Source organism: Rhodococcus sp. LB1 (assembly GCF_001583455.1).
GTDB lineage: Bacteria > Actinomycetota > Actinomycetes > Mycobacteriales > Mycobacteriaceae > Rhodococcus_F > Rhodococcus_F opacus.
In genome coordinates this window covers 47,629-74,359 of record NZ_LTCZ01000033.1, presented here as the reverse complement: position 1 = coordinate 74,359, position 26,731 = coordinate 47,629, and the positions used below count along the sequence as shown (strand labels likewise).

27 protein-coding genes and 1 tRNA gene are annotated in these 26,731 nt (G+C 66.7%); 9 read left to right on the top strand and 19 right to left on the bottom strand.

All coding sequences use genetic code 11. The annotated features are described in order from the left end of the window. The first annotated feature begins 30 nt into the window (after positions 1–30). The 3 genes from AZG88_RS06375 to AZG88_RS06365 all read left to right on the top strand — a co-directional run bounded on the left by AZG88_RS06375 (position 31) and on the right by AZG88_RS06365 (position 3,248). A complete protein-coding gene (locus AZG88_RS06375) occupies positions 31–909 on the top strand; it encodes an acyl-CoA thioesterase (protein ID WP_005260362.1) in 879 nt (292 codons plus the stop codon). 105 nt (positions 910–1,014) lie between these two features. Then, positions 1,015–1,263, top strand: a complete 249-nt coding sequence (locus AZG88_RS06370) for a hypothetical protein (protein ID WP_061697242.1) — start codon at positions 1,015–1,017, stop codon at positions 1,261–1,263. A gap of 197 nt (positions 1,264–1,460) precedes the next feature. Beyond that, a complete protein-coding gene (locus tag AZG88_RS06365) occupies positions 1,461–3,248 on the top strand; it encodes an ABC transporter ATP-binding protein/permease (RefSeq protein WP_005247472.1) in 1,788 nt (595 codons plus the stop codon). 4 nt (positions 3,249–3,252) lie between these two features. Here AZG88_RS06365 and AZG88_RS06360 read toward each other — a convergent pair whose 3' ends face one another. The 3 genes from AZG88_RS06360 to AZG88_RS06350 all read right to left on the bottom strand — a co-directional run bounded on the left by AZG88_RS06360 (position 3,253) and on the right by AZG88_RS06350 (position 5,798). Beyond that, on the bottom strand, positions 3,253–4,278 hold the full coding sequence (locus AZG88_RS06360; protein ID WP_061697240.1) for a DUF4185 domain-containing protein: 1,026 nt from the start codon (positions 4,276–4,278) through the stop codon (positions 3,253–3,255). A 36-nt stretch (positions 4,279–4,314) separates the two neighbouring features. Then, the gene (locus AZG88_RS06355) at positions 4,315–4,818 is read right to left on the bottom strand and encodes an SRPBCC family protein (RefSeq protein WP_005260370.1); all 504 of its coding nucleotides are present in this window, start codon (positions 4,816–4,818) and stop codon (positions 4,315–4,317) included. Between the two features lie 104 nt (positions 4,819–4,922). Continuing rightward, complete coding sequence (locus tag AZG88_RS06350) at positions 4,923–5,798, bottom strand: sigma-70 family RNA polymerase sigma factor (protein ID WP_061697238.1); 876 nt, start codon at positions 5,796–5,798, stop codon at positions 4,923–4,925. A gap of 97 nt (positions 5,799–5,895) precedes the next feature. Between AZG88_RS06350 and AZG88_RS06345 the strand changes: the two genes are divergently transcribed. Further along, positions 5,896–6,351: a carboxymuconolactone decarboxylase family protein gene (locus AZG88_RS06345; RefSeq protein ID WP_005247464.1), complete on the top strand. Its 456-nt coding sequence runs from the start codon at positions 5,896–5,898 to the stop codon at positions 6,349–6,351. Between the two features lie 264 nt (positions 6,352–6,615). Here AZG88_RS06345 and AZG88_RS06340 read toward each other — a convergent pair whose 3' ends face one another. The 8 genes from AZG88_RS06340 to AZG88_RS06305 all read right to left on the bottom strand — a co-directional run bounded on the left by AZG88_RS06340 (position 6,616) and on the right by AZG88_RS06305 (position 12,489). Then, the gene (locus AZG88_RS06340) at positions 6,616–6,870 is read right to left on the bottom strand and encodes a hypothetical protein (RefSeq protein ID WP_061697236.1); all 255 of its coding nucleotides are present in this window, start codon (positions 6,868–6,870) and stop codon (positions 6,616–6,618) included. After that, positions 6,867–7,388, bottom strand: coding sequence for a hypothetical protein (locus tag AZG88_RS51555; protein ID WP_156517438.1), 522 nt, complete (start codon positions 7,386–7,388; stop codon positions 6,867–6,869). Before AZG88_RS51555 ends, AZG88_RS06340 begins: the two co-directional genes overlap by 4 nt. After that, positions 7,385–7,777 (bottom strand): hypothetical protein, encoded by a 393-nt coding sequence (locus AZG88_RS06330; RefSeq protein WP_061697232.1) that lies wholly within the window; start codon positions 7,775–7,777, stop codon positions 7,385–7,387. The genes AZG88_RS51555 and AZG88_RS06330 overlap by 4 nt, the downstream gene beginning before the upstream one ends. Further along, positions 7,777–8,193 carry a hypothetical protein gene (locus AZG88_RS06325; protein WP_061697231.1) on the bottom strand — a complete coding sequence of 139 codons (417 nt, stop codon included), beginning with the start codon at positions 8,191–8,193 and terminating at the stop codon, positions 7,777–7,779. Before AZG88_RS06325 ends, AZG88_RS06330 begins: the two co-directional genes overlap by 1 nt. 552 nt (positions 8,194–8,745) lie before the next feature. Beyond that, positions 8,746–9,042, bottom strand: coding sequence for a hypothetical protein (locus AZG88_RS06320; RefSeq protein WP_231913842.1), 297 nt, complete (start codon positions 9,040–9,042; stop codon positions 8,746–8,748). Next, positions 9,039–10,103, bottom strand: coding sequence for a hypothetical protein (locus AZG88_RS06315; protein WP_061697227.1), 1,065 nt, complete (start codon positions 10,101–10,103; stop codon positions 9,039–9,041). Before AZG88_RS06315 ends, AZG88_RS06320 begins: the two co-directional genes overlap by 4 nt. 138 nt (positions 10,104–10,241) lie before the next feature. Beyond that, entirely contained in the window at positions 10,242–11,936 is a 1,695-nt protein-coding gene (locus AZG88_RS06310) for a DNA primase family protein (protein ID WP_231913841.1), read from the bottom strand. Positions 11,937–12,204: 268 nt separating this feature from the next. Then, positions 12,205–12,489 (bottom strand): helix-turn-helix domain-containing protein, encoded by a 285-nt coding sequence (locus AZG88_RS06305; protein ID WP_061697222.1) that lies wholly within the window; start codon positions 12,487–12,489, stop codon positions 12,205–12,207. 232 nt (positions 12,490–12,721) lie between these two features. Here AZG88_RS06305 and AZG88_RS06300 point away from each other — a divergent pair, with 232 nt between their 5' ends. Continuing rightward, entirely contained in the window at positions 12,722–14,035 is a 1,314-nt protein-coding gene (locus AZG88_RS06300; protein WP_061697220.1) for a tyrosine-type recombinase/integrase, read from the top strand. A gap of 93 nt (positions 14,036–14,128) precedes the next feature. Here AZG88_RS06300 and AZG88_RS06295 read toward each other — a convergent pair. Next, a tRNA-Leu gene (locus AZG88_RS06295) sits at positions 14,129–14,202 on the bottom strand. Positions 14,203–14,302: 100 nt separating this feature from the next. Here AZG88_RS06295 and AZG88_RS06290 point away from each other — a divergent pair. Further along, complete coding sequence (locus AZG88_RS06290; RefSeq protein WP_005260374.1) at positions 14,303–14,932, top strand: ANTAR domain-containing response regulator; 630 nt, start codon at positions 14,303–14,305, stop codon at positions 14,930–14,932. A 38-nt stretch (positions 14,933–14,970) separates the two neighbouring features. Here AZG88_RS06290 and AZG88_RS06285 read toward each other — a convergent pair whose 3' ends face one another. Then, positions 14,971–15,810, bottom strand: coding sequence for an oxidoreductase (locus AZG88_RS06285; RefSeq protein WP_061044225.1), 840 nt, complete (start codon positions 15,808–15,810; stop codon positions 14,971–14,973). 109 nt (positions 15,811–15,919) lie between these two features. Between AZG88_RS06285 and AZG88_RS06280 the strand changes: the two genes are divergently transcribed. Both AZG88_RS06280 and AZG88_RS06275 read left to right on the top strand, forming a co-directional pair. Beyond that, positions 15,920–16,480 carry a TetR family transcriptional regulator gene (locus AZG88_RS06280; protein WP_061697217.1) on the top strand — a complete coding sequence of 187 codons (561 nt, stop codon included), beginning with the start codon at positions 15,920–15,922 and terminating at the stop codon, positions 16,478–16,480. A gap of 166 nt (positions 16,481–16,646) precedes the next feature. After that, positions 16,647–17,969 (top strand): ABC transporter substrate-binding protein, encoded by a 1,323-nt coding sequence (locus AZG88_RS06275; protein WP_005247457.1) that lies wholly within the window; start codon positions 16,647–16,649, stop codon positions 17,967–17,969. Between the two features lie 69 nt (positions 17,970–18,038). Here the strand turns inward: AZG88_RS06275 and AZG88_RS06270 are convergent, their stop codons facing one another. Genes AZG88_RS06270 through AZG88_RS06255 form a run of 4 tightly spaced genes read right to left on the bottom strand, consistent with a single transcriptional unit; the run spans position 18,039 to position 22,206 of the window. Further along, entirely contained in the window at positions 18,039–18,833 is a 795-nt protein-coding gene (locus AZG88_RS06270) for an ABC transporter ATP-binding protein (RefSeq protein WP_005247455.1), read from the bottom strand. Beyond that, positions 18,830–19,849, bottom strand: a complete 1,020-nt coding sequence (locus AZG88_RS06265) for an ABC transporter ATP-binding protein (protein ID WP_025432852.1) — start codon at positions 19,847–19,849, stop codon at positions 18,830–18,832. Before AZG88_RS06265 ends, AZG88_RS06270 begins: the two co-directional genes overlap by 4 nt. After that, positions 19,842–20,831 (bottom strand): branched-chain amino acid ABC transporter permease, encoded by a 990-nt coding sequence (locus tag AZG88_RS06260; RefSeq protein ID WP_005247450.1) that lies wholly within the window; start codon positions 20,829–20,831, stop codon positions 19,842–19,844. The genes AZG88_RS06265 and AZG88_RS06260 overlap by 8 nt, the downstream gene beginning before the upstream one ends. Positions 20,832–20,835: 4 nt before the next feature. Further along, positions 20,836–22,206, bottom strand: coding sequence for a branched-chain amino acid ABC transporter permease (locus AZG88_RS06255; protein ID WP_025432851.1), 1,371 nt, complete (start codon positions 22,204–22,206; stop codon positions 20,836–20,838). Between the two features lie 226 nt (positions 22,207–22,432). Between AZG88_RS06255 and polA the strand changes: the two genes are divergently transcribed. Next, positions 22,433–25,177 (top strand): DNA polymerase I, encoded by a 2,745-nt coding sequence (gene polA, locus AZG88_RS06250; RefSeq protein WP_061044226.1) that lies wholly within the window; start codon positions 22,433–22,435, stop codon positions 25,175–25,177. A gap of 19 nt (positions 25,178–25,196) precedes the next feature. Here polA and trxA read toward each other — a convergent pair whose 3' ends face one another. Together trxA and AZG88_RS06240 are read right to left on the bottom strand one after the other, a co-directional pair. Further along, entirely contained in the window at positions 25,197–25,565 is a 369-nt protein-coding gene (gene trxA, locus AZG88_RS06245; RefSeq protein WP_005247443.1) for a thioredoxin, read from the bottom strand. A gap of 73 nt (positions 25,566–25,638) precedes the next feature. Beyond that, positions 25,639–26,637: a helix-turn-helix domain-containing protein gene (locus AZG88_RS06240; protein WP_025432850.1), complete on the bottom strand. Its 999-nt coding sequence runs from the start codon at positions 26,635–26,637 to the stop codon at positions 25,639–25,641. Positions 26,638–26,731 lie beyond the last annotated feature (94 nt).

Genomic DNA, 26,731 nt, shown 5'->3' with positions numbered 1-26,731 from the left:
GTCCACAGAATCGGCGAAGAGGACCACTAGGTGAGCGAAGTCGCGGCGAAGACCGATCTCCAGACCCTGCTCGAACTTCTCGATCTCGAGAGGACCGGCGAGGACACGTACCGAGGTCGGCATCCCGCGCAGGTGGGGAGCCGGACGTTCGGCGGCCAGTTGATTTCCCAGGCACTGGTCGCCGCCGGCCGCACCGTGAGCGGCGAGCGCGCCGTGCACGCGATAAACGCCCACTTCATCCGCGGCGGCGACGTCAAGGAACCCATCGAATATCGCGTCGAGCGGCACCGCGACGGCCGGGCATTCGCGAACCGGCAGGTCACGGCGCTGCAGAACGGTGAGGAACTGTTCGTCATGCTGGCGGCGTTCCAGGACTGGGGCAAGGGTCTCGAGCACGCGGTCGAGGTGCCCGACGTCCCGTTCCCGGACACGTTGCCGCCGCTGGGCGACCACTTCCTGGGTTACGAGGATCGGCTGAAGATGTTCGTCGACGCCCTCAAGCCGATCGACATGCGTTACGCGAACGACCCGTCCTGGATCATGAAGGGCACCGGGGAGAAGCTCACCCACAACCGGGTCTGGATGAAATCGGACGGCGACCTTCCGGACGACCCGCTGATTCACGTGGCCGTCATGGGCTACTCGTCGGACACCACGGTCCTGGATTCCATCATCACCACCCACGGATTGTCGTGGGGGCTGGACCGGATCGTCGCGGCCACCGTCAACCATTCCATCTGGTTCCACCGGCCGTTCCGGTTCGACGACTGGACGCTCTACGCCACCGAGTCGCCGGTCGCCGCCGGGTCCCGCGGCCTCGCGACGGGGCGGTTCTTCTCCCTCGAGGGCGAGTTGCTGGCCACCGTCGTCCAGGAGGGTCTCATCCGCCACTTCCCGCCGCGGAAGTAGCGGCCCCGCCATTCCATTGATACCGAACGGTTTTGAACGGTAGTTCAACTGGTGGCTGCGGCGTATGGTCGGTCTGGAATCTCCGAAACGGAACGGACGTGCACAATGAGCGCAGACGCACCCGAGCAGAAGAACTCCGGCCGGCAGACCGAGAGCGAAGTTCCCCTCCCCGACGACGAGGCCCTCGCCGAAGCCAAGAAGAAGGTGGAGGAGATCGACGCCCGCTACGAGCCGGGTGCCCGCGAGACGGTCGTCCTGCCCGGCTCCGACGGCACGGTGTCGGGTACCGCCTTCGACGACTACGTCGACGACGACGGCAATCTGAAAAAGCCTGAGCCCGAGAAGGACTCGTAGACTCCCGGTCGACGGGGTCCGTTCGCCCTGCCCGATGTCCCACCCGAGCGGCGAAACCGCCCAAATGGGACATCGGGCGATGTGTGGGTGCGGATCGACGCGTGTCCTGTGCGTATCTCTCGCCGATGACCGACGTCCGGGGTTAGACTTCGCCATCTTTTCTGGTGAGTTTCACCTCGTGATCGGGGATATGGGTCGTGGACTGGAACAACGTCGTCTGGGACAGCGCAATGTGGCTGCTCAAGGCCTACGTCATGACTGTCGTCGCGTTCGTCGTCGTAGTGATACTGCTAGCGCGGTTCACCAAATGGGGTAGGCAGTTCTGGCGCTTCGCCGCGCCGTACTTCAATCCGCGGCGCAGCCTCAAGCCGTTGACCATCCTGGCAGTGCTGCTGCTGTCGACGGTCTTCGCGGTGCGGATGACGGTGCTGTTCTCCTACTGGTACAACGACTTCTACGATTCGATCCAGAATCTGGACGAATCGGCGTTCTGGCACTTCCTCCGCGTGTTCGCCCTTCTGGCGACGGTCCACGTGGTGCGGGCCCTGATCGAGTATCTGATCGGGCAGACCCTCGACATCGACTGGCGGACGTGGCTCAACCACCATCTCGTCGACGACTGGCTCGACAGCCGCGCCTACTACCGCGACCGGTTCCTGGACGACGCGATCGACAACCCGGACCAGCGCGTCCAGGCCGACATCACCAACTTCGTGACCACGTCCCGCTCGCTGTCGATGGGCGCGGTGACCGCCGTGCTGTCGATCGTGTCGTTCACGGGAATCCTGTGGGATCTGTCCGGCCCGATGACGGTGTTCGGCGTCGAGATCTCGCGGGCGATGATCTTCCTCGTCTACATCTACGTACTGGTGACCACGGTGGTGGCGTTCTGGATCGGCAAGCCGCTCATCAAGCTGAACTTCCTCAACGAGAAACTGGGCGCCAACTTCCGCTACGCGCTGATCCGGGTGCGGGAGTACGGCGAGAGCATCGCGTTCTACCGCGGCGAGAACGTCGAGCGCCGCACACTCGCCGGACGGTTCGCGGACGTCATCCGGAACATGTGGCAGATCGTGTTCCGGACGTTGAAGTTCAGCGGATGGAACCTCACCGTCAACCAGACGGCCGTCATCTTCCCATTCCTCGTGCAGGGTCCGCGACTGTTCACCGGTCAGGTGTCGCTCGGTGACGTGATGCAGACGTCGCAGGCGTTCGGCCAGGTCCACGACTCCCTGTCCTTCTTCCGTGAGTCGTACGCCGACTTCGCGAGTTTCCGCGCCACCCTCATCCGACTCAACGGTCTGGCCAACGACAACCAGCATGCCGCCGAACTTCCGATCCTGAAGACCGGCAAGTCGGGCGACGACCTCCAGGTCGAGAAGCTGGACGTGCGCATCCCGACGGGGCAGACCCTCATCGAGGGTCTCGAGCTCACCGTGACCCCCGGGCAGTCGTTGCTGGTCAAGGGCCCGTCGGGCTCGGGCAAGACCACCCTGCTCCGCACGCTCGCCGATCTGTGGCCGTACGCCGACGGCACGGTGTCACGACCCGCGGGAGAGGCGATCTTCCTGTCCCAGCGGCCGTACCTTCCGCTCGGTTCGCTGCGGACCGCGCTGGCGTACCCGAAGGAGCCGACGGCGGCCGACGACGTCGTACGCGCCGCGCTGTCGAAGGTGTCGCTCGGCAATCTGGGGGATCGGCTCGACGAGACCGCCGACTGGACGCGGATCCTGTCGCCGGGTGAGCAGCAGCGTCTCGCGTTCGCGCGGGTGCTGATCGCCCGACCCGCGGTGATCTTCCTCGACGAGGCCACGTCGGCCATCGACGAAGGCCTCGAATACACGCTCTACACCCTGCTCAGGACCGAACTCCCGGACAGCATCGTGGTGAGCGTGGGCCACCGCAGCACCCTCAATCAATTCCATTCCCGCGGTGTGGAACTGGAAGGGGAGGGACGGTGGACGGAGTCGGAACTCGTGGGGTGACGAGCTACCCGGCGGCCGGCCGAGTCGTGAATTGCAGGACGCGGTAGGGGTCGCCGGTCGTCGTGTTCCATTGCGACACAAGCAGATGCAGCTCGTCCCACGTGGACGCCGGGTGGATGAATCCGCCGTAGATCTGCGCCCACGTGCCGTCCGCCGCTCCCCAGTCGCCCCCGGCGACCTGCACGGTCGGTTCCGACCACAGTCCGTCGATCCGGTCCGCGGTGCGGGTGACGATCGCGTACGCGGTGGGATCGAAGTACGCGAGGACCCAGGTGCCGTCGATCCGTCGCAGGCACATCTCCCCGACGGGGCCCGGCAGGATCGGGGTCGCGGGCTGTCCCCACGCCCACCCCGTGCCGCGGTCCCAGCCCCAGTCCTCGTAGGCTCCGGGCTCGAGGATGCGCGATTCGGGGACCCGCCGGAGGATCATCCCACCCGGATTGGTGCGGTCGAACGCGCTCGAGACGACGTAGACGTAGCCGTCGTGCCGTTCCATGGTCCAGAGCTGGTCGAGCGACCCACCGCTGTTGTCCCAGCGGGCGGGTGAGCGGTGCCAGTTCTCGCCCCCGTTGTCGGACCAGGCGAGATACGTGAAGTTCGTCGGCCACGCACGCGACCTCCACGAGTGGACACTGACGACGGACAGATAGGTCCGGTCACCGATCGTGACGGCGTCAGCGGGAACGACGGTGAACTCGCTGCCCGCCGATTCCCGGTCGGGGAGTTCGCGGACGTCGTGCGCGTTGGGCAGGATCTCCGTCGCATTCCGGCCGCCGGCCGCGGATTCGAACTCGATGCCGCCCCGGAGATCGGTTGTGGTGGAGCGCATCATCACGGGGCTGCGCCACCGCCTACCGCTTCGGCCGCGTGAGCTGAACGTGTCGCCGAAGAAGAACGCGACCCTGCCGTCGGCCAGGCGCGCGGAACAGCCGAGGTCGGTGCCGTGCACACCCCACCGCCGCGTCGCCTCCCCGGTGACCTCCTTCACGAAGGTCGCTGCCGGTGTGGTCGTGCTGCCCGGGATGGGCACTCCTCCCAGTCGGTGAGCGATCAGGACGTCTTGCGGTCAGGACGTCTTGCGGTACGACGCGGCGAGTTCGTCGGCCCGATCCCACGGGGACCAGTCGACCTCGCGGCCGTCCAGCTGCGCTTCGACCACCTCGAGCCCCGCGTGCCAGCCGGCGGCGTGCGCGTAGGCGGATTCCTCTTCTTCCACGGTGTGGGTGAGCGTCAGCCAGCAGCCTCCGCTGCCGTCGGGGACGAGTTCCCAGTGCAGGGTCTCGGCGTCCCACAGGTATTCGAGGATGTGCGCGGGATGCACCGAGATGACCGTCCCGGTAGTGGTCTGATCTGCGGGCAACCCGAATCGGCGCACCTGCTCCGGCGTCACCCGGAAGACGAGTTCGGCACCCGGAGTGAGGTCGAACTCGACGTCGGCGGGGAACCATGCCTTCAGGTACTGCGGGTCGGTGAGAACACGCCACACCTTCTCCGGCGAGTGCGAGAGCGCTTGCTGGAATCGAAGGGCTACCCGCCCGTCGTAGGTGAAAGTGACGGTGCCGAGCTCCATGGGTGACCTCCGTGCTCGAGGGCGTACCTGTCCCACCATGGTACTGGCAGGACGGCTCAGATCCCCAGGATCGGCCACAAAAAACCGCCGCTACCTGCGGGTCGTCAGTCGTCTACGGCGGAGAGCCCCAGACGCTGCAGGCGCTGCGGGTCGGCGAGGATGTCGATCCGGGCGATCTTCCCACCTGCGACGGTGAAGGCCATGACCGACATGGCCTTTCCCTCGGGTGCGGTCACGACCCCGGCGGCGCCGTTCACCAGGGCGAGCCGGGCGAAAGGAGCGAAGCGCGAGAAGGTGAGGGCCTGCTCGCTGACGGCGCGGGCTCCGCGCACGAGAGAGGATCCGTCCGCGCCGCCGTCGGCCCGCAGGACGATGTCCGGGTCGAGCAGGGCGAGGAGGTCATCGAACCGGCCGCCCCGCGAGGCGGCCATGAATGCCTCGACCACCTCGCGCTGCCGGGTCAGGTCGGTATCCGCAACGGGCCCCGACCCCTGGACGCGGCGGCGCGCGCGGCTCGCGAGCTGGCGGGACGCGGCGGGGGTGCGTCCGGCGATCGGGGCGATCTCGTCGAAGGACAGGGCGAACATGTCGTGCAACACGAATGCGATCCGCTCGGCGGGAGTCAGCGTGTCGAGCACGACCATCAGTGCGAGTCCGACCGAGTCGCCGAGCACCGCCTCGTGCTCGGGATCGGCCCCGTCCAGCTCACTCACGATCGGATCCGGCACATGGACGTCGAGGGGTTCCTCGCGGCGAGTCTTCCGTGACCGGAGCATGTCGAGGCACACCCGGGCGACGACCGTCGTCAGCCAACCAGGCAGATTCTCCACATCCGACGCATCGGCACGGCTGAGCCGGAGCCAGCCCTCCTGCACGGCGTCCTCCGCTTCGCTGAGCGAGCCGAGCATCCGATAGGCGACCGCCGACAGGTGCGTCCGGTTCTCCTCGAACCGGTGCGCCAGAACTTCGTTGTCGTTCATCTGTCACATTCTGCCGTCGCGGTTCGTCATGTCAGTGAGAACGAAAATCACCCGGTGTGACGTCACATCACCCGAATACCTTTGGAGGCAGGCAATCATGAAAGCCCGGATGACCAACCCCGCGATGATCGTTCCCGACGCCATGAAGTCTCTGCTGGCTCTGGGAAAGGCTGCGTCGAACGCGGACGTGCCGCCGGTGACCCACGCACTCGTCCATCTGCGGTCGAGCCAGATCAACGGCTGCAGCGTGTGCGTGGACATGCATTCGCGTGAGTTGGAGAAGGAAGGGGAGACCAACGAGCGGATCTTCGCGGTGGCGGCGTGGCGGGAGACTCCGTACTTCAGCGACGCCGAACGCGCGGCCCTGGCGCTGGCCGAGTCGATGACCCGGTTGAGTGATCGTCCGGATCCGGTGCCCGACGACGTGTGGAACGAGGCCGCCCGGCACTACGACGAGCAGGCGCTCGCGTCGCTGGTCCTGTCGATCGCCACCGTGAACCTGTGGAACCGTCTGAACGCCGCCACCCGGCAGGTCGCGGGCGGCCAGTGGTGACGGGGACACCGTAACGGGGGACGAGATGCGAATCGCAGGTCGGAGAAGGTATCCGACCTGCGATTCGCGGAGAAATCCTGGCAGTGCCCTCGGTGAGACTCGAACTCACACTGGACGGGTTTTGAATCCGTTGAAAAGCGTTTCCGCTGGTCAGCTTTGATCGTCAAGTCTTACAGTTCGACACCCGAAAAGTACTGCGCTGTAGGGCTTGACGATCATTGCTCTCCGATCTCTGTCAGCTTTGACGATCAATTCATATCAGAACTACTGCGAGTGACTGCGAGTGAAACCGAACTCGACCCGCTCTGTCGACCTGTGGCGCGACCCAATGGCCACCACACCAGGACGACGGCGGCGAGACCGGAGGTAGACCTCATCCCGCTCGAACGGTTCTCCGTCGGCGAGGTCGAACGTCCCGCCGGTGAGGTCCGTCCCGCTGGTGTCGATGTCCTCGGCGCCGTCGCACTCGCACCGGCCGACGGTCAGCACCTCACGGCCGAACGCGCGGACGGTGATCACGCGACACCACTCGCCGCGAGCATCGCGCGCCGACGTGCGGCGTACTCCGATCGGCACGGCCGACACCACTCGCGGCCCTTCGTGTCGGTGTAGACGCTCGCCGGTCGCTGGATGTGCCCCTGCGCACACACTCCGTGTGCCGCGCGCTCGGTGGCCAGCCTGCGAGCCTCGCGCCGTTCCGGTGTCGGGTCCTCGTCGGCGTACTGCCAGCCGCTCTTGAAGTGGACGCGCTTGGTCCACGGCTCTAGCGGCCCATGCTTGCTCGGTCGAGCACCCTTCTGCCGCTCGAACGCCGTCTCAGCGAGCACGTCAGCGGGTATCGGCTTACCCCGCTGCTCCGGGTCACTGTGTCGGGCGTAGTGCGCTGTCCAGGTGTCTTCACGGAGGCACCGGACGCAACTCCACCCGACCGGCCCGTTGGCGCTTGTCTGGATGTTCGTCGTCCTCGGGGTGAGTTCGTGCCCGCGAACGCACCGCTTCGGGACGGTCAGCTCCCCGGCTCTGTTGCGTGCGCTCATCGCCGCGCACCTCGCCGTTCCTCGTCCCACCGGGTGAACGCCGTCCAGCTCCACTCGCGCGGGACGCTGCGCCGACCCCGCGAGCCGTTGAGGGTCAGACCGTTGTCGGCGCACCACTGCCAGTAGCTATCCCACTGCGCCGCGACCGCGATCATGGTCCGCCAGTTCGGGTCCACGGCCGGACGCTGCCCGCGCGGGAACTGTGCCACCTCATCCGGCTCCAGGCCGTATGCGGCTTCGCAGTGGTCGGTGTCGTCGTGGTCGGGGTGCTCCGGGACCTCGGCGAGCCACTGGAGGAACGACGACGGCCGGAGCCGCGCGGGTACGTCCTCGAATCCGAGCACCTGCTCTCGCTCACGGCGAGCCTGCGGGGAGACACTGCGCGCCATCAGTTCGCCACCTTCCCGCGACCTCGGCGTGCGGCCCGCTGGCGGTCGCGTGTGCCGTTCTGGCTGCCGTCGCCGCTGTAGGTGCCCCGTATCCCGCTGGAGCCTCCCTGCGCGGCGATGCCGAGACGGCGGTCTACGTCGGCCATCAGGCGCGCGAGCGTGAGCCGCTGTTGCCGGACCTCGGTCAGAGCGGGGTTCGTCTTGGGGTTGGCGTCCGTGCCGACCACGACGCCGTTCGCCTCGATGCTCTCGTCCAGGTCGGCGATGTTGTCCGCCGTCGCCGCCGCGAGGTGCAGCACGGTCACGTCGTCGTCGTCCAGCTCCATATTTCGCTCGCGCGCTTTGGCCTCGAACTGGTCGATGATCGCTCCACCCGCTGCGCCAAACCCGCTGGTGTGGGTGTCGGTATCGCTCATGTCTACCTGCGCTTTCAGTCTTATACCCCTGCGGGGTAGGCGTATATGTGAAGGTTATCGAACCGTGTCAATTCTCGATTTTGCCCACCGACCGTTCGGCGGATAATCATCCGATCGTTCAGCCGGTTATATACCCGATCGGCCGGTTGGTAATTCGCCACAGTCGACCCCCCTCGACACCCGCTTGATTGGCCGACACCCCCGCTTGATTGGCGGGGTTTGATTCGCGAAAAGCCAATAGCGGCAAGGGATTACGGACCCATACGGGCTGGCGTGAGCGCTCCTGGTGGCGCTGCGGCGCTCTCAGGCCCCTCTAATGGGGTTTAAAAGCGCAGGTCAGGGCCATATTCGGCCCCATATCGGCATACAGTCCGCACCCCCGGCGTCACATAACGCAGTACGGGCCTGCCCCCGGTGAACGGCCCCCGGACCCCCCTCCCTCCCCGGGGGTCCAGCGACACTCCCACCTCGCAGCGCTAGGACACCAGCGCCGACCTGAGCCTCCCCGGTGTGGCCTCACACCCGCTCAGATCGACGCTGACGCACTAGAACCTAGTCGTCCAGGTATCGACCGAACCCACGTCCGTCGGCGTTCGTGTCCGTCTTGACCTTCACGCCGGACAGCGTGACCTTCTCGTCCTTGCCGGACGGCACGCGGTACTGCCTGCCTGCCTGCTCGCGACGGTCGGACTCCTCGCGCCGCTGGTGTTCGGCGCTGTCCTTCTCGGCCTGCCGCTGCGCGTCGCGGACAACACGATCATCATTGCGTCGCTTCTCGGCCTGTGCTCGATGCTCGGCCATTCGCTTGCCGTACTCCTCGGTCAAGTACTGACCCATACCGTGTGTCACTTGGACCCCTCCCCCTTGATCTCATCCGCGACCCCTGCCGGTGCAGGACGCTTGTTCTCGACCCACCAGCGCAATGACTCATGCGCTCCTGAGACAGCCAGCACGCGGACCCCTACCCACTGACCCCACCAACTCGCGGCCTCGATGTCGTCGTGATCACCCGGCGCCAGACGCTCCGGCTTCCTCGGGTCGAACCCTGCCTGGACGGCCACGGCGACCCACCTCCGCGCCGACTGGATGTCGGACCAAGCCTCCACGGCCCGCTTCCATGCCTTCCACGCCGTCAGGACCTCGCTGCCGCCGTTCTCGATGACGCTCTCGGCGCTCGCGTCCGGGGTCAGTCCCGCTGCGGTGAGCGTGTCCGCTGCGTTCCCGGCCTTCTCCAGGACATCCTGCGCGGCCGACATCACAATGGTGTCCACCTCGGCGAGAACGTCCCTCACCCGCTGGCGGGCCTTCCCGGCGTGCTGTTCCCGGATGCGCTTGGTCACGGTGTCTGCGAGCGCCGACGGCGAGATGACGTGCTGCACGTCGTCCACGAACTCGATGTGTGGCGTCAGGATGGCCGGAACCTTGGCCTTGCTCTCTGCGGCCGTCCAGCCGTCGGCGAGCACGGTGTCCAGATGTTCGGCGCGCGCGGCGAGCCGCATCGCCGCTTCGGCCTCCCGGCGCTCCTCGGTCACCCGGTGCTCCAGCTTGCGTGCGCTCTCGGCGATCCGGTCGAGCCGGATCGTGTTGGTCACGGCTTCGCCGATCTCACCCCGGAGCGCCGTCGCCACCTCCCCGCCTCCGGCCGCCGCAGTGCGCCGTTCCCGTTCCTGTGCGCGCTGCCGCTCCCGCTCGGCGTACTCGGCTGCGCCCTTCCGCGCGTTGTCGGCTGTCGTGCCCTGGACCCGCCGCGCCATAGCGGCGTCATAGTCGGCCCGCACGGCGTCGTCGCCGGTGAGTGCGGCCGGGTCGGTGTGGTTCATCGCCGTCTCCGTCTCGGTGCTGTCGTCGGTGTCCGGCTCGAACTCGATGACGCCGGTCACGAACTCGCTGTTGATGGTGGTGTCGCTCACTTGAATCTCTTCTCTCTCGGTTGATGAAAACATGCTCTGAGCTGGGAAGAGTGGAAAAAGTGAAAAATGAAACCATTGACAGTTATTCCGCGTATAGAGCGTCTTTAGTTGGGATTTCCACTTTTTCCACTCCGGGGTCTATTGGCCGTCCACGGAGACCTTCAACTTGGGTCCGGTGATCGTGTAGCCGTAGACGAAGTTCTTCCCGCCGGTGCCCTTGCGCACCGCGATCTCGCGGGACTCCAGCGCCTTCTTGAACTCGCCCTTGGCCAGCGGAGGGAAGTCGTTCCGGTCGGCCCACGCCGTCCACCGCTGGTACAGCACCGGGAACTCGGCCTTGCCGCTCGGGTCCTTCTCAGTGACCTGTTCGAGAAACTGCTCGATAGCGTCCTGTGCGCGCCGATAACCCGCCGTGGCCACCTTGACGGCCTCGGGTGCCGCGAGGTCCCCACGGTCGAGATAGTCCCGCCGACCGGCCAGCATCCAAGCGAGCACCGCGTCGGCGTCGATTTCGAGCCGCTGCGGGAGGTCCTTCACGCGGTCGGCCTCCGGGATCACCACGTCGAACGGAACGACGCGCAGGCGTGCCCACAACGCCGGGTCGTCGCCGCGCACCTTCGGCAGATGGTTGGTGACCAGGAGCGGGGAGTGTGACGGCGTGAACGTCACCGGGTTGCGTCGCATCAGGTTCGCGGTGATGCGGTCGCCGCCAACCAATCTCTTGACCGTCGCGGCTGCGAGCTGCGCACCCTGCCCGGTCTCGCTCACGGTGACCAGACGCAAGCCACGGAGCGACATCTCGAAGGTCTTGTGCATCCCCTTGTTCTCCAGGAACAACTCGGGAACGGCCGCGTCGGCGTAGCTACCCAGCGCGTAAGTCAGCGCCTCGTAGAAGACACCCTTTCCGTTGCGGCCCTCGCCGAACAGGATGCACAGCACGTGCTCGGTCACGCGGCCGGACAGGGCATATCCCAGGTACCGCTGGAGGAAACCGCGCACCTCGGCGTCCGGCAGGCTGGACGCGAGGAACTTCGTCCAGGTCTTCGACGTGGCATCCGGGTCGCATGCCGCGCGCGTCACCTTCGTGATCCGGTCGGCCGGGTCGTGGGGGCGAAACTCGCCGGTCAAAAGGTCCACGGTGCCGTTCGCGGTGTTCAACAGGTTCGGGTCGGCGTCCAGGTCGGCAACGGTCCGGTGGAGCTGCGGCAACTTGGACGCGATGGACAGCACCCCGTTAATCCCGCTGGCGCGCTCGCACGAAATGATCTCGCGCAGGGTGTCTTGGTCGACGTTCTCCTGCGATCGGCGCGTACGGAGAAGCTGGAGCACAAGGCGCGTCGCCACGGCGCCGTCCAGATCCTCCACCCAGCGGGTGCCGTCGTACCGGTGCCAGCCGTAATCGGCCACGTACATGATCTCGTCAGGGTGCTTCTCGGCGAGGATGTACGCCCAGCGGGCCTGGCCGGTGTGCTGACTGGACAGCCGTTCGCTCGGTTCGGTGTTGGTGGTGAATGTCCCTGACATCTCTGTCTCGTCCTTACTCGCGGTGATCTTCTCTGTCTTGTCCTCCAATTCCGGCGGCAGCGGGTGTATCCGGTTGAGTTCGGCCTCGGCCTCTTCGTCGGTCATCGAGCTTGGTACCCAGATGGCAGTCGACGGGTCGATGGTGTCGACCCACGTCGGCGGATTCTCGGTCCGACCCTGCTCCATCCCGGCGCAGAACGCGAAGAGATCTCGGCGCCGGTAGTGCTCGGGGTCGCACATGCACTGGAAGCACCCGCACAGCTCATTCGGGTCTTCGGTGTGCGAGGTGAACTTGTCCCGCATTGTCATACCGGACACGGTCATACCGGGCACCGGTGAGGGCCATGACATGCATTCCTCGCAGATGCACAGCCGTTCGTCGGTGTCTTCGAAATGCGGCTCGCTCTGGAGGGATACCGGTCGCGAACCCTCCACTACGTCTGTAGTATCCGTCTCGGTTTCTGCGGCCGGTTGGTGGTCGGTCGGCATGGCTCCCGCGTCGGATCGCGCGGGGGCCGTTGTCGTTTCTCGGGACATTGCGCTCGGTTCCTGTCGGTGTGTGCGAGTTGGACGCTGGTCACGCGCTGGTGCGCAGTGATTCGAGCCATGCGTCGATGTCTCGCGGCGCGAAGTAGAAGCCCTTGCCGATCCGGTAAGCGGGCAGGGTGCCGTCCTGGACGGCCTGCCGGACGAACGACGGCTTGAGGGTCAGGCCGTGCGTCGTCTCGATGAACTCGACCGTTCCGTTTACGAAGGGGACGCACGGGGAGCCGTAAAGCGCCTGTGCATGCTGCTCGGCGGTCATTCCGTCGCCGCGCTTGAAGCGGTCGAAGTAGGTAAGGGATAGCGGGTTGAGGGCCACCGTAGGGCCTCCGTTCGTTAGGTGTTGGGGTCTCTCTGGACGCATCTCGAACAGTAGAGACCAATTCACCTCACTGCAATTGAAATCGACTGAGTAACAACGAGATTCAGATAGATTTGATCGTCAAAGCTGACAGCCCTACCCCTCGAACGCACGTCAGCGGACCGCTGTCGGCAAGGTAACGGTTTGATAACGGCACGGTTTTCACTCGCACTCGCGATAGATTGAGCGGGTGACGACGACGAAGACGGCGACCGTGAGCACCCCGGAGACGCCGAAGACGAAGCGCAACCGCCGGAGCGGGATTGAGGACCTGTGGGTGCGGCGCGACGGCCGGAGGTCCACGAAGTACGGCGTGAAAAAGCGCTGGCAGGCGCGGTTTGTGGACTACGACGGTCACGAACACATGAAGTCGTTCGAGGACAAAGACGACGCGCAACAGTGGCTCGACCAGAACACCGCCGACTTGGTGACCGGCAAGTTCGTCGGCAAGGCTGCCGGGACGCGCACCGTGGGCAGCGTTGCCGCGCAGTGGATCGAACACCGGCAGCACTTGAAGCCGAAGACGCTCGCCGGATACCGGTCGCTGCTCGACGGTCTGGTGCTCCCCACCTGGCGCGATGTGACGCTCGCTGATGTGGACTACGCCGGGGTGCGATCGTGGGTCACAGCGATGCAACAGGGCAGGCACGCCGTCGGCGAGCGGGACGGGCAGGGTCGCACGATGCGCGCACGGCCGCTGTCGGCGTCCCGGACCATCCAGGCGTACCAAGTGCTGAAACAGGTCCTCGATGACGCCGTGCGGATGAAGCTGCTGCCGGTCAATCCCGCTGCCGGGGTCGAGATGCCGCGCAAGCCCGAAGGGGACAAGCGCTACCTGTCACACGCGCAGGTGGACGCGCTCGCGCGGGAGTGCGCCGACCTCGCGACGATGGTCTACGTCCTGAGCTACTGCGGACTGCGCTTCGGCGAGGCGGTGGCGCTGCGGGTGTGTGATGTGGACCTGGACGGCTCGCGACTTAACGTCCGGCGCTCGGTGACCTATGTCAGCGGGACAGGCTTCGTGGAGGGCACGACGAAGGGTCATGAGTCCCGCGCGGTTCCGGTGCCCGCGTTCCTGGTCGAGCTGCTGCGCGAGCACGTCAGGGACGGAGAGCCGACGGCGCTCGTGTTCCCCGGCAAGGGCGGGGAGTGGATGACGCCGGGGGAGTTCCGCTGGCGGTTCGACCCCGCTGCGACGGCGGTCGGCGTGGACGGCCTCACACCGCACGAACTCCGGCACACTGCGGCGTCTCTCGCGATCCGGTCCGGCGCGACGATCAAGGTGGTGCAACGGATGCTCGGCCACAAGACGGCGACACTGACCCTCGACCGCTACGGCCACCTATTCGATGACGAACTCGACGGCCTCGCGACCCGCTTGGATGCCGGACGGTCGGCGGCGCTGGCTCCGGTGCGGCCCGCTCTCGATGTCGGCCGTCTGGCGGGTCACCTCGAACTCACGGGGGAGCAAATCGAGAAGCTCGCCGACCTGCTCGCGGGGTAGGTTCCGGGGACTGCTGCGAGTGGCTGCGAGTGGGATTGGGGTTACCCCCTGTGGGTATGCGTCAGAATACCTACTCTGACCTGCACCTTTCGGTGCCCTCGGTGAGACTCGAACTCACACTGGACGGGTTTTGAATCCGTTTCCTCTGCCAATTGGGATACGAGGGCGTGTTGCGCTGTACCACTGTAGAAGATCGCCGTCGGGAGTCAACCACCGGTACCCTTCTAACGTTCGCTCCCCGCGCCGGGGTCGTCCGAGCAGAGGAGAATGGTGGCCATGAACGCTCCCCAGCAGCAAGGTGTGCCGTCGCAGCCGCGGCGGGTCGTGGTGGCCGAGGACGAGGCGCTGATCAGGCTCGATCTGGTCGAGATGCTGCGGGAAGAGGGCTACGACGTGGTCGGTGAGGCGGGGGACGGGCAGGCCGCCGTCGACCTGGCGGTGGAGCTCAAACCCGACCTCGTGATCATGGACGTGAAGATGCCCCGTCGCGACGGCATCGATGCGGCCTCGGAGATCGCGGCGAAACGTATTGCGCCCGTGGTCATTCTCACAGCGTTCAGTCAGCGCGAGCTGGTGGAGCGGGCCCGCGACGCCGGGGCGATGGCCTATCTCGTCAAGCCGTTCTCCACCGCCGACCTGGTGCCCGCGGTCGAGTTGGCGGCCAGCCGGTTCAAGGAAGTGACCGCGCTCGAGCGGGAGATCTCCGATCTGTCCGAGCGTCTGGAGACCCGCAAGATCGTCGAGCGGGCCAAGGGCGTGTTGATGGAGAAGCAGTCCCTGACCGAGCCCGAAGCGTTCAAGTGGATCCAGCGGGCCGCAATGGACCGCCGGTCGACCATGAAGGCGGTCGCGCAGGTGGTGCTCGAGACCCTCGGTGGGGAAGCCCCCACCAGCTGACCCGCGAGATCGGCTACAGCCGATGCGCTTTCGAAGCGTCAGGTGCGGGCGGGGAAGTCCGCGGATCGGCTGACGTCGGCCCACCGGCGGGCTTCGGCGGCGCGTTCGCGGGACGACTTCTCGGTCATCTCGACGGCGCCGGCCCCGAGCAGCAGGCGCAGCGGGGCGTCCTCGGCGGCAACCACATCCACGATGATCCGAGCGGCCCGGGCCGGGTCTCCGGGCTGGGTGCCGTCGGTGGCCTCCCGGTGGCGGTTCATCGCGCCGACCGTGGCCTCGTAGTCGGGGCCGACCGAGCTGCGTTTCATCGACGAACCCTGCCAGTCGGTGCGAAACGCGCCCGGTTCCACGATGAGCACCGTCACGCCGAACGGTTTCACCTCGGCCGCCAGGACTTCGGAGAATCCCTCGACGGCGAACTTCGCTGCCTGATAGGCGCTCAGCCCCGGCGTGCCACCGACGCGGCCTCCGACTGAGGAGAACTGCACGACGCAGCCGCTGCGCTGTTCGCGCAGGATCGGCAGTGCGGCCCGGGTGACGTTGACGACGCCGAAGAAGTTGGCCTCGATCTGCTGCCGGAAGTCCTGCTCGTCCATTTCCTCGATCGGGACGCTGTTGGCGTAGCCGGCGTTGTTCACCACCACGTCGAGGCTCCCGAACTCGGCGACGGCGGTGGCGACCGCCGCACGGGCGGCCTCGGCGTCGGTGACGTCCAGGGCGACCGCCCGAACCCGGTCGCCGTACGTGTCGACCAGGCGGGTCAGCTGTTCGGGCTGCCGGGCGGTGGCGACCAGGTTGTCGCCGCTGCCCAGGATTGCCGTCGCGAGTTCTCTGCCGAAGCCGCGTGAGCTTCCGGTGACGAGCCAGGTCTTCACCATGGTGTACTCCATCCCGCGCTTGCAACTGACTGGTTGGATGCTTACGAAATCCATGGAACACCCGCCGCGAGAAGCTGTCAACCAACTATTTGGTTGATAGCGTGGACGCATGGTGCGCGATGCAGAGGCAACGAAGAAGCGACTACTCGACGCGGCGGCGGCCGAGTTCGCCGAGTTCGGCATCGCCGGGGCGCGGGTCGACCGCATCGCCCTGGCCGCCAAGGCGAACAAGTCGATGATCTACGCGTACTTCGGCGACAAGGGGCAGCTGTTCGACGTGGTCTTCTCCGCCCACGTGGTGGCGTTCACCGAGCAGGTGCGGTTCGATGCCGCCGACCTCCCGGGTTATGCGGGGCGCTCGTTCGACCTGTACGAGGACAACCCGGCGACGCTCCGGCTCGCCACCTGGTACCAGCTGGAGCGGCCCGACGGTGAGCCGCTCCAGGTGGTGGTCGCGTCCAACCGGTCGAAGCTCGCCGACATCGAGCGCGCGCAGAGAAGTGGTGTGCTGCCAACCCGATTCGAGCCCGTGGAACTGCTCACCGTCGTCCGGTCCCTCGCGATGTCCTGGCACACGCAGACTCCGGAACTCGGCGCGTCGGCCCCCGCCGACCGGGCCCGCCGGCGCCAGGTGGTCGTCGACTCCGTGCGCCTTCTCGTCGGCGCCTGAGGCTCGCCACGCTACGGCCGCGTAAACACTCGTCGTATTCAGATCACAGTAAGGTCACGAGCCTTTCCGGACGGATCGCGAAAGCCGCCGGACCGCTAGCGTCTGATCCCACAGCGGACGCCAACTCGGGTGGCGCCCGCACTCAGGTGATCTAAGGAGAGTTTGGATGGCTAAACGGACCCTCGTGCGGGCGGCCGCGGTTCTCGGCGCGGCATCACTCGCACTGGCAGGTTGTAGTTCGGACAGTGGCGACGACTCCGCGAGCGGGAGTGACAGCTCTGCCTCGGCCACCACTGTTTCCACCGACTGCACGCCCGAAGAGGCGGCGGCAGCGGGTGCCCCGTCCACTGCGCCGCTGAAGATCGGCACTCTGCTTCCCGATACGGGAAGCCTCTCCTTCCTCGGACCGCCGATGGTGGCGGGCACCCAACTCGGTGTCAACGACGTCAATGCGGCCGGTGGAGTTCTCGGCCAGCCCGTTCAACTGATCCCCGGCGACTCGGGCGACACCACCACCGACACGGCGAACACCACCGTGGACCGGGAACTCGCCGCGGGCACCCAGGTGATCGTCGGCGCGGCGTCGTCCTCGGTGTCGCTGAAGGTCATCGACAAGGTGTCCAGCGCCGGCGTCGTGATGTTCTCCCCGGCCAACACGTCCGACCAGTTCGTCTGCTACCCGGACAAGGGCCAGTACTTCCGCACCGCCCCCACCGACGTGTTGCAGGCTCAGGCTGTGTCGCAACTCATCTCGGACGACGGCGGCCAGCGCGTGTCCATCCTGGCCCTCAACGACCCGTACGGAACCGGGCTCGCCGACAACATCCAGAAGAACCTCGTCGACGCGGGCATCCCCGAGGACCAGATCCAGAAGATCATCTACGACCCCAACGCGCAGTCGTTCAACTCCGAGATCGACCAGGTCAAGGACTTCGCCCCCGACGCCGTCGCGGTGGTCGGATTCGAGGAGTCCGCGAAGATCATCACCCGCATGCACGAGGTCGGCATCGGCCCGTCCGACGGCATGAAGGTCTACGGCGTGGACGGCAACATGGGTAACGCGCTCGGCGAGTCGGTGGCCGCACCGCTGCTCGACGGCATGCAGGGCACCACGCCGCTCACGGACGTCGGCCCGGCCTTCCAGGATCGTCTCAAGGGCATCAACCCGGGGCTGATCGACTTCAACTACGCCGGTGAGTCCTACGACGCCGTAGTCGTTTCCGCGCTCGCCGCGGAAGCCGCGAAGTCGACGGCCGGTCGCGACATCGCCGCGAACATCAACGCCGTCACCGAAGGCGGAACCCCGTGCACGTCGTACCAGGAGTGCCTGCCGCTCGTGCAGGCCGGCACGGACGTCGACTACAACGGCATCACCGGCAAGCTCGACTTCGCCGCCGCAGGCGAGCCGTCCATCGGGTCGTACGGCAAGCTGAAGTTCGGTGCCGACAACAAGCTGACGACGGACGGATACATCGTCGTCGGCGGGTGATCGCACTCACCTGAAACGGACTGTGGGCCAGGGAAACCTGGCCCACAGTCGTGTCCGGAACCACCGGACCTACTTCTTCTCCTGACTTCCCGCGAGGGTCCCCAGGTACAGCTCGATCACCTTCGGGTCGTGCATCAGGTTGGGTCCCGAGTCGGTGTAGGCGTTGCGGCCCTGGTCGAGGACGTAGCCGCGGTCGCAGATCTGCAGGCACCGGCGGGCGTTCTGCTCGACCATGATCACCGAGACGCCCGCGGCGTTGATCCGCTTGCAGCGGATGAACACCTCGTCCTGGAACATCGGGGACAGTCCGGCGGACGGCTCGTCGAGCAGCAGCACGGACGGTTCCATCATCAGCGCCCGTCCCATCGCGACCATCTGCCGTTCACCGCCGGACAGGGCGCCTGCCTTCACCTTCTTCCGCTCGACGAGCAGCGGAAAGAGGTCGCCGACGAACGCGAATCTCTCCGCGAAGAGCTTGGGCCGCAGATACATCCCCATCTCGAGGTTCTCCTCGATGGTGAGCGACGGAAAGACGTTCTGCGTCTGCGGGACGTAGCCGACGCCCTTCTGCACGAGAACGTGGGCGGGTTTGGACGTGATGTCCTCACCGCGCAGGGTCACCGATCCCTCACGCACCGGTATCAGCCCGAACAGCGACTTCAGGAGCGTGGACTTCCCGGCGCCGTTGGGACCGATGATGCCGACGATCTCGCCCTCGCGCAGGAAGAAGTTGCATTCGCGGAGGATGTTGACGCCGGGGATATATCCGGCCACCACACCGTCCGCGCGGACGAGGGCACCCTCGGCGAGCCGGGCATGCTCCTCGGGTGTGGCCGCGAATTCCGCTGGGGTCAGTTCGGTCATGGGTTCTCACGCCTCAGCTCGGTGATGTCGGGTTCGGAGAGGTCGCCGCCGGTCTCGAGGGTTTCGGCCTCGGCGTTCTCGAGTGCCTCGGCCAGAACGGCCGTCGCGCCCACCGGATTTCCCTCGTCGTCGAACTCGAGTGCCTGATCGTGGTGGCTGCCCAGGTAGGCGTCGACCACCGCGTTGTTGGACGAGAGGTGTCCCGGTGTGGACTCGGCGATCACGCTGCCCTGCGCCATCACCACCACCCAGTCACTGATGTCGCGGATGACGTCCATGTCGTGTTCGACGAACACGACGGTCATGCCCTCGTCCCGAAGCGATTTGATGTGACCGAGCAGGCTCTGGGTGAGCGCCGGGTTCACGCCGGCCATCGGCTCGTCGAGCATCACCACGGTCGGCTCGGTCATCAGGGCCCGCGCCATCTCGAGCAGCTTGCGCTGACCGCCGGACAGCGAGCCGGCGAGGTCGTCGGACTTGGTGTCGAGTGTGAACCGCGCGAGCAGCTCGTTGGCGCGTTCGGTGACGGCCCGTTCCTGCGCCTTCCACGTCCACGGCAGAAGCGTGTTGAAGATCCGCTCGCCGCGTTGCCCGGTGGCGCCGAGCCGCACGTTGTCGAGCACCGTCAGCTTCGACAGCGCCTTGGTGAGCTGGAACGTGCGGACGACGCCGCGGCGGGCCACCTGGTGCGGATACATCCGGCCCAGCGACTGGCCATCCATCGACCACGTGCCGCTGTCCGGCCGGTCGAAACCGGTGAGCAGGTTGAACAGGGTGGTCTTACCTGCGCCGTTCGGACCGATCAGTCCGGTGATGCAGCCGCGCTGAATCTCCAGATGCGCCACGTCGACGGCCTTGAGCCCGCCGAACGTCCGGGACACGTTGTCGACCACGAGGATCGGGTCGGGTTTCGGTGCGCCGGGGGAGTGCGGGACGTCGGTGAAGATCGAGGCCCGTTCCTCGGCGGTGAGCACGGTGTCGGTCTGCAGATGATCCGGCAGTCTGTGGTCAGGCATTGAGCTGCACCTCCCGCTTGTTGCCCAGTATGCCCTGAGGCCGGAAGACCATCAGCACCGCGATCATGATGCCGAGCAGGACGAACCGCATGGCCCCGACCTGCTGTTCCGTCAGCGGCAGCAGCGGATCCGGCCCGGAGATGGCCTGCCGCAGCAGGGCGTCCGGGATGGCCAGCAGGAACCAGAACAGCATCGCGCCGACCACCGGTCCGAAGACCGTCGCCGCGCCGCCGAGGATGAGGGCGCCGAACGCGAAGAACGTCTGCGCGGTGGAGTAGAAGTCGGGGTTGATCGACTTGGTCTGCAGTGCGTTGAACACGCCGCCGAGCCCGCCGATCATGCCGCCGAGGACCAGCGCCTGCATCTTGTAGACGAAGACGTTCTTGCCGAGTGCGCGTGCGGCGTCCTCGTCCTCGCGGACGGCCTTGAGGACACGGCCCCACGGACTGTGCGTCAGGAGGAACACGAACCCGCACAGCACCAGGACGAGAGTCCATCCGACGACCATCGACCAGAGGTCGTCACCGTAGAACTTCACGCCGAGGAAGTTGTACTGCTTACCCGAGTCGAACGGGCTGAGCGTGGTGAACGGGTCGGCGAAACCGAACAGGCCGTTGGTGGATCCGGTGATCGAGTCCGAGGCGGTGGACCGGAAGATCAGCCGCAGGATCTCGGACGCGGCGATCGTGACGATGGCGAGGTAGTCGGCCCGCAACCGCAGCGTCGGGATACCGAGGACGACGGCCAGCAACCCGGCCGCGGCGAGACCGACGAGGATGCCGACCCACAGCGGCTGCTGGTAGGTGACGGTCATGATCCCGACGCCGTAGCCGCCGAGGAGGGCGAACCCGATCTGACCGAAGTTCAGCAGTCCGGCGTAGCCGAAGTGCAGGTTGAGGCCGATCGCCAGCAGCGCGTAGAAGATCGCGGACGGGCCGATCAGCTGGGCGAGCGAGACCTGGAGTGCTCCTGCGATGTCCATGCCCTCACCCGATCCTTTGCCGGCTGCCGAGAATGCCCTGAGGCCGGACGACCAGGATGACGATCAAGATGAGCAGTCCTCCGATGTACTTGAGGTCGGGGTTGATCACCAGCGTCGACAGCTGGACGAGCAGACCGACGATCACACAGCCGAGCAGCGCGCCGTATGCGGTGCCGAGTCCGCCGAGCGTGATACCGGCGAACATCAGCAGCAGGAGCTTGAAGCCCATCTCCCACTGCACGCGGCCGCCGAGTTCGGAGATGCCGAACAGGACGCCGCCGAGCGCGGCGAGTCCGCCGCCGAGACCCCACACGAAGCGGATCACCCGTTCGACGTCGATGCCGGACGACGCGGCCAGGTCGCGGTTGTCGGACACCGCGCGCATGGCCTTGCCGATGCGCGTCTTCTGCAGCAGCAGGGCCACTCCGAGGAGAACGACGAGACTGATGCCGATGCTCACGAGGTTGGCGTCGGTGATCGCGATCGGACCCCAGTGCCTTTCCACCTGTGCCTGGTAGTCGACGAACGGTTCCGCGCGATCGGAGAAGAAGATCAGGATCAGGTAGCGCAGGGAAATCGCGAGTCCGATCGACACCACCAGCTGCGCTATCAGGCCGGTCTTGCGTCGTCGCAGCGGTTTCCAGATCCCGGCATTGTTCAGCAGTCCGATCAGGATTCCCACGAAGACCGCGAGGATCGTGGCCGGGATCAGCTGCACGCCGAACGTCACGTTGATGACCCATGCCGCGACCGCGCCGAGGGTGACGAGTTCACCGTGCGCGAAGTTCGTCAGGCCGGTGGTGCCGTAGATCAGGCTCAGCCCGACACCGGCGATGGCGATGACGAGACCGAACCGGAGTCCGTCGATGGTCTGGCGAATCAGCTTCTCGTAGAACGGGACCGCGGAACCGGTGCGAGCCTCGCCGAACGAGAAGATCACCGTGTTGGTGCGACCGGCCACCACTTCCCGCTGCACCGTGGCCTGCACGCTGACGTCGTCGGGAAGCGAGTCCGCCACGATCTCGAACGTGTACGTGCCGGGCGCGACCTGGAGTTCCCAGCGGCCGTTCGCCTCCGACGTCGCCTTCGCCACCTCGTTGCCCGACGAATCGAGAGCGCGTACCTCGACGTCCGCGAGCCGTTCGCCCGCGTTGTTCAGATTGCCGCTGACCCGCACCGCGTTCTCCGGGGGCGCCGGTTGCCCGCTCGTCGCGGGTGGTGGGGGCGGCGGGGTGGGTTCCTGCGCCGCCGCGGGACCGCCGAAGGCGATCGCCGCGACGAGGCCGAGCAGGACGAGGACGAACGCACGGCCGAGTTGCCGGGTGACCGACCCTCGCCTCGTGCGTTTCCTCGCGGATTTCGGTCGCGTCCTCACTGCTGGGAGTCGCTTCCTCACGGTTGGGGCCACGCAGGTCCTCCGGGGACGTGTAGATCGGTCAGGAACGTGCTGCGACGGACTCGACTACCGCCCGTGCCGCAATTTCCGGACTCTAACGGCTCCGGTCGCGCGAAATGGGGTTCTCGGATTTCCGGCACGTTTCGGTTGGGTATCGAACCATCCGGCTGATCGGTGTCGGATCCGCTCCCTAGACTGGGCAACCGTGAGCCCTGCAACCACCCCCCGGTCCACCACGTCCCCCGCGTCCGGCGCCGCCGCGTCGTCCGACGATCGCCCCACCCTGATGCTGCTCGACGGCCACTCGCTGGCCTTCCGCGCGTTCTACGCCCTGCCCGCCGAGAACTTCAAGACGCACAGCGGTCAGGTCACCAACGCCGTCTACGGGTTCACGTCGATGTTGATCAACCTGCTGCGCGACGAACAGCCGAGCCACGTGGCGGCGGCGTTCGACGTGTCCAGGCAGACGTTCCGGGCGGAGAAGTTCCCCGAGTACAAGGCGAATCGCAGCAAGGCTCCGGACGAGTTCAAGGGGCAGGTCGAGATCACCAAGGACGTACTCGGGGCCCTCGGCATCCCGGTGATGGCCGAGGAAGGCTTCGAGGCCGACGACATCATCGCCACGCTCACCACCCAGGCCGAGGCGCTCGGGTACCGCGTCCTCGTGGTGACCGGCGACCGGGACTCGCTCCAGCTGGTCACCGACGGGGTCACGGTGCTCTACCCGAAGAAGGGCGTCTCGGACCTCACCCGGTTCACGCCCGCGGCCGTCGAGGAGAAGTACGGGCTCACACCTGCGCAGTACCCCGACTTCGCGGCACTGCGCGGCGACCCGAGCGACAACCTGCCGGGCATCCCGGGTGTCGGGGAGAAGACCGCCACCAAGTGGATCAAGGAGTACGGCGATCTCGTCGGCCTGGTCGACAACGTCGACAAGGTTCGCGGCAAGGTCGGTGACGCACTGCGGGAGAACCTGCCGAACGTCCTGCTCAACCGCGAACTGACCGAGATGGTGCGCGACGTCCCGCTGCCGTACACCCCGGACCAGCTGATGCTCGCGCAGTGGGATCGGGAGAAGATTCACGCGCTGTTCGACGACCTCGAGTTCAAGGTGCTGCGCGACCGGCTGTTCGCCACGTTGGCCCCGGTCGAAGCGGAGGCCGAGGAGGGGTTCGAGGTGCGCGGGAGCGCGCTCGATCCCGGGGCCGTCGCGGACTGGCTGTCGGCGCACGCGTCGACGGGCGAGCGATCCGGCGTGTCGGTGGTCGGCACCCGCACCCCGTACGGCGGTGACGTGACGGCGATCGCCATCGCCGCCGCCGACGGCGAGGGCGCCTACGTCGCCACCGCTTCCGCCACCCCGGAGGACGAGAAGGCGCTCGGCAACTGGCTCGCCGACGCGGATCAGCCGAAGGCCCTGCACGAGGCCAAGTGGGCGATGCACGCGCTGCGCGGACGCGGCTGGGTGCTCGGTGGTCTCACCAGCGACACCGCGCTGGCGGCCTACCTGGTGCGGCCCGGGCAGCGGACGTTCAACCTCGACGACCTGTCGCTGCGGTATCTGCGCAGGGAGCTGCGGGTGGAGGAGACCGGCCAGGAGCAGCTGTCGCTGCTCGACGACGCCGACCAGGTCGACGCGGAAGCCGCCGAGACCGAAATTCTCAGCGCCCGCGCCGTCCTCGACCTCGCGGCCGCGCTCGACACCGAACTCGCGAACATCGAATCGACGGCGCTGCTGTCCGAGATGGAGTTGCCGCTGCTCGAGGTGCTGGCCGACATCGAGGCGTCCGGTATCGCCGTCGACGGTGACCACCTGCACGACCTGCAGAGCCGGTTCGCGGCCGAGGTCTCCGCGGCGGCGGAGGCGGCCTACGGGGTCATCGGCAAGCAGATCAACCTCGGGTCGCCCAAACAGCTGCAGGTCGTGCTGTTCGACGAGCTGGAGATGCCCAAGACGAAGAAGACGAAGACCGGTTACACCACGGACGCCGAGGCGTTGCAGAACCTGTTCGAGAAGACGTCGCACCCGTTCCTCGAGCACCTGCTCGCGCACCGCGACGCGACGCGGCTGAAGGTGACCGTCGACGGGCTGCTGAAGACGGTCGCCGAGGACGGCCGTATCCACACGACGTTCAACCAGACCGTCGCGGCCACCGGCCGGCTGTCGTCGACAGAGCCCAACCTCCAGAACATCCCGGTCCGCACCGACGCCGGCAGGCAGATCCGGGACGGTTTCGTCGTCGGCGAGGGCTACGACTCGCTGCTCACGGCCGACTACAGCCAGATCGAGATGCGGATCATGGCCCACGTGTCCGGTGACGAGGGGCTGATCGAGGCGTTCAACACCGGCGAAGACCTGCACAGCTTCGTCGGCGCGCGTGCGTTCGGCGTGCCGATCGAGGAGGTCACCCCGGAGCTGCGCCGCCGCGTGAAGGCGATGTCCTACGGGCTGGCGTACGGGCTGAGCGCGTTCGGTCTGGCCGCCCAGCTCAAGATCTCGACCGAAGAGGCCAAATCGCAGATGGAGGCGTACTTCGCGCGGTTCGGCGGGGTACGCGACTACCTGCACGAGGTCGTGGAACAGGCCCGCAAGGACGGCTACACGTCGACGCTGTACGGGCGTCGCCGCTACCTGCCCGACCTCACCAGCGACAACCGCCAGCGTCGGGAGGTCGCCGAGCGGGCCGCGCTCAACGCCCCCATCCAGGGCACGGCCGCCGACATCATCAAGGTCGCGATGATCAACGTGCAGCGGTCGCTGCGCGAGGCGGGCCTGAAGTCGCGGATGCTGCTGCAGGTCCACGACGAACTCGTGCTCGAGGTCGTCGATTCGGAACGGGAACAGGTCGAACAGCTGGTCCGCGACAAGATGTCCTCGGCCATCGAGCTGTCGGTGCCGCTCGACGTGTCCGTCGGCACCGGTCGCAGTTGGGACGCCGCCGCACACTAGGCGGCGGCGGTCCTCCGCCCTATTCGGCCGGCGCCTGCTCGGCGATCTGCTTGCGCACCTCGTCCATGTCGAGGGCCTTGACCTGCGTGACCAGATCCTCGAGCGCCGCGGGCGGCAGCGCGCCGGGCTGGCTGAACACCAGCACACCCTCGCGGAACGCCATGATGGTCGGGATCGACCGGATGTTCGCGGCGGCGGCGATGCCCTGTTCCGCTTCGGTGTCGACCTTGGCGTGTACGACGTCGGGGTGCTGCTCCGACGAGGCCTCGAAGGTGGGGGCGAAGGAGCGGCACGGTCCGCACCACGATGCCCAGAAGTCGACCAGAACGACATCGTTGCCGGTCACGGTCTCGTCGAAGTTCTGCTGAGTCAGAGTCTTGGTGGCCACGAGGGTCCTTTCGTTCGGTGACTGCTTTGCGTGTGCAACGCCGCGTCGCCGTCGATTCTTCCCTGCGGCGTCGTCAGCCGGTGCGCTCCGTGTCCCGGAACGTGCGGCGGTAGGCCTGCGGGGTGGTGTGGCGCAGCCGGAGGAAATGCTGCCGCAGGACGGCGCCGCCGCCGAAGCCGACCCGTTCGGCGATCACGTCGACCGAGAGGTCGGAGTTCTCCAGCAGGTGCTGCGCGGCCAGCACCCGCTGATCGCTGAGCCATCGGGCCGGGGTGGTCCCGGTCTCGGCCTGGAACCTTCGCGCGAACGTGCGGGGAGACATGTTGGCCTTGGCCGCCACCGCGGTCACCGACAGGTCGAGGGCGAGGTGCTCGGTCATCCAGTCGAGCAGCGGCCCGAGGGTGTCGATCGTCGTCGACGGCAGCGGCATCGCCACGTACTGCGCCTGACCGCCGTCCCGGTGCGGTGGGACCACCATGCGCCGCGCGATCCCGTTGGCCACCCGGCTGCCCTGTTCCTTGCGCACGATGTGCAGGCACAGGTCGATGCCCGCGGCGGTGCCCGCGCTGGTCAGGACGGGATCGTCGTCGACGTACAGGACGTTCGGGTCCACCGTCGCCGCCGGGTGGAGGTCGGCGAGCCGCTGGGCGTGCCGCCAATGGGTGGTGCACTTGCGTCCGTCCAGCAGTCCGGCCGCGCCGAGCACGAAGGCGCCGCTGCAGAGGCTGGCGACCTTGGCGCCCCGGTCCACCGCGGCCCGCAGTTTGTCGAGGAGGGGGTCCATGCACGGGTCGGGGTCCTTCGCGCAGACGAATGTGCCGTCCGCCTCGGCGTAGGTTCCGCCCGCGGGAACGACGACGAGGTCGGCGTCGTCGAGCCGGTCGAGGTCGTACGGGACGTCGATGCCGTATCCGAAGCGGGTGCGGATGGGTTCCGGTGAGCCGGCGACGAGGGAGAAGTCGTAGGTGGGAAGTCCGTCGTCGGATCGGTCGAACCCGAACACCTCGCAGGCGACTCCGAGCTCGAACGCTTCGGTGAGCGGCATGAGCGGTACGACGACTTTCTTCAGCACCGTCCCAGTATGGCAGAAATACGGTCAACAATGTCGTTTCTGCCACTTTTTCTCGGAGGTCGATGCTACGAGGCTGAAGACATGACAATCCTGG

Bases quoted from the DNA above. Each gene is read 5' to 3' on its own strand.
- AZG88_RS51555 (WP_156517438.1), bottom strand. From the start codon at position 7,388: ATGAGCGCACGCAACAGAGCCGGGGAGCTGACCGTCCCGAAGCGGTGC.
- AZG88_RS06260 (WP_005247450.1), bottom strand. From the start codon at position 20,831: ATGGACATCGCAGGAGCACTCCAGGTCTCGCTCGCCCAGCTGATCGGC.
- AZG88_RS06265 (WP_025432852.1), bottom strand. From the start codon at position 19,849: ATGCCTGACCACAGACTGCCGGATCATCTGCAGACCGACACCGTGCTC.
- AZG88_RS06270 (WP_005247455.1), bottom strand. From the start codon at position 18,833: ATGACCGAACTGACCCCAGCGGAATTCGCGGCCACACCCGAGGAGCAT.
- AZG88_RS06290 (WP_005260374.1), top strand. From the start codon at position 14,303: ATGGTGGCCATGAACGCTCCCCAGCAGCAAGGTGTGCCGTCGCAGCCG.
- AZG88_RS06350 (WP_061697238.1), bottom strand. From the start codon at position 5,798: ATGAACGACAACGAAGTTCTGGCGCACCGGTTCGAGGAGAACCGGACG.
- AZG88_RS06325 (WP_061697231.1), bottom strand. From the start codon at position 8,193: ATGAGCGATACCGACACCCACACCAGCGGGTTTGGCGCAGCGGGTGGA.
- AZG88_RS06345 (WP_005247464.1), top strand. From the start codon at position 5,896: ATGAAAGCCCGGATGACCAACCCCGCGATGATCGTTCCCGACGCCATG.
- AZG88_RS06285 (WP_061044225.1), bottom strand. From the start codon at position 15,810: ATGGTGAAGACCTGGCTCGTCACCGGAAGCTCACGCGGCTTCGGCAGA.
- AZG88_RS06280 (WP_061697217.1), top strand. From the start codon at position 15,920: ATGGTGCGCGATGCAGAGGCAACGAAGAAGCGACTACTCGACGCGGCG.
- AZG88_RS06370 (WP_061697242.1), top strand. From the start codon at position 1,015: ATGAGCGCAGACGCACCCGAGCAGAAGAACTCCGGCCGGCAGACCGAG.
- AZG88_RS06275 (WP_005247457.1), top strand. From the start codon at position 16,647: ATGGCTAAACGGACCCTCGTGCGGGCGGCCGCGGTTCTCGGCGCGGCA.
- AZG88_RS06330 (WP_061697232.1), bottom strand. From the start codon at position 7,777: ATGGCGCGCAGTGTCTCCCCGCAGGCTCGCCGTGAGCGAGAGCAGGTG.
- AZG88_RS06355 (WP_005260370.1), bottom strand. From the start codon at position 4,818: ATGGAGCTCGGCACCGTCACTTTCACCTACGACGGGCGGGTAGCCCTT.
- AZG88_RS06310 (WP_231913841.1), bottom strand. From the start codon at position 11,936: ATGACAATGCGGGACAAGTTCACCTCGCACACCGAAGACCCGAATGAG.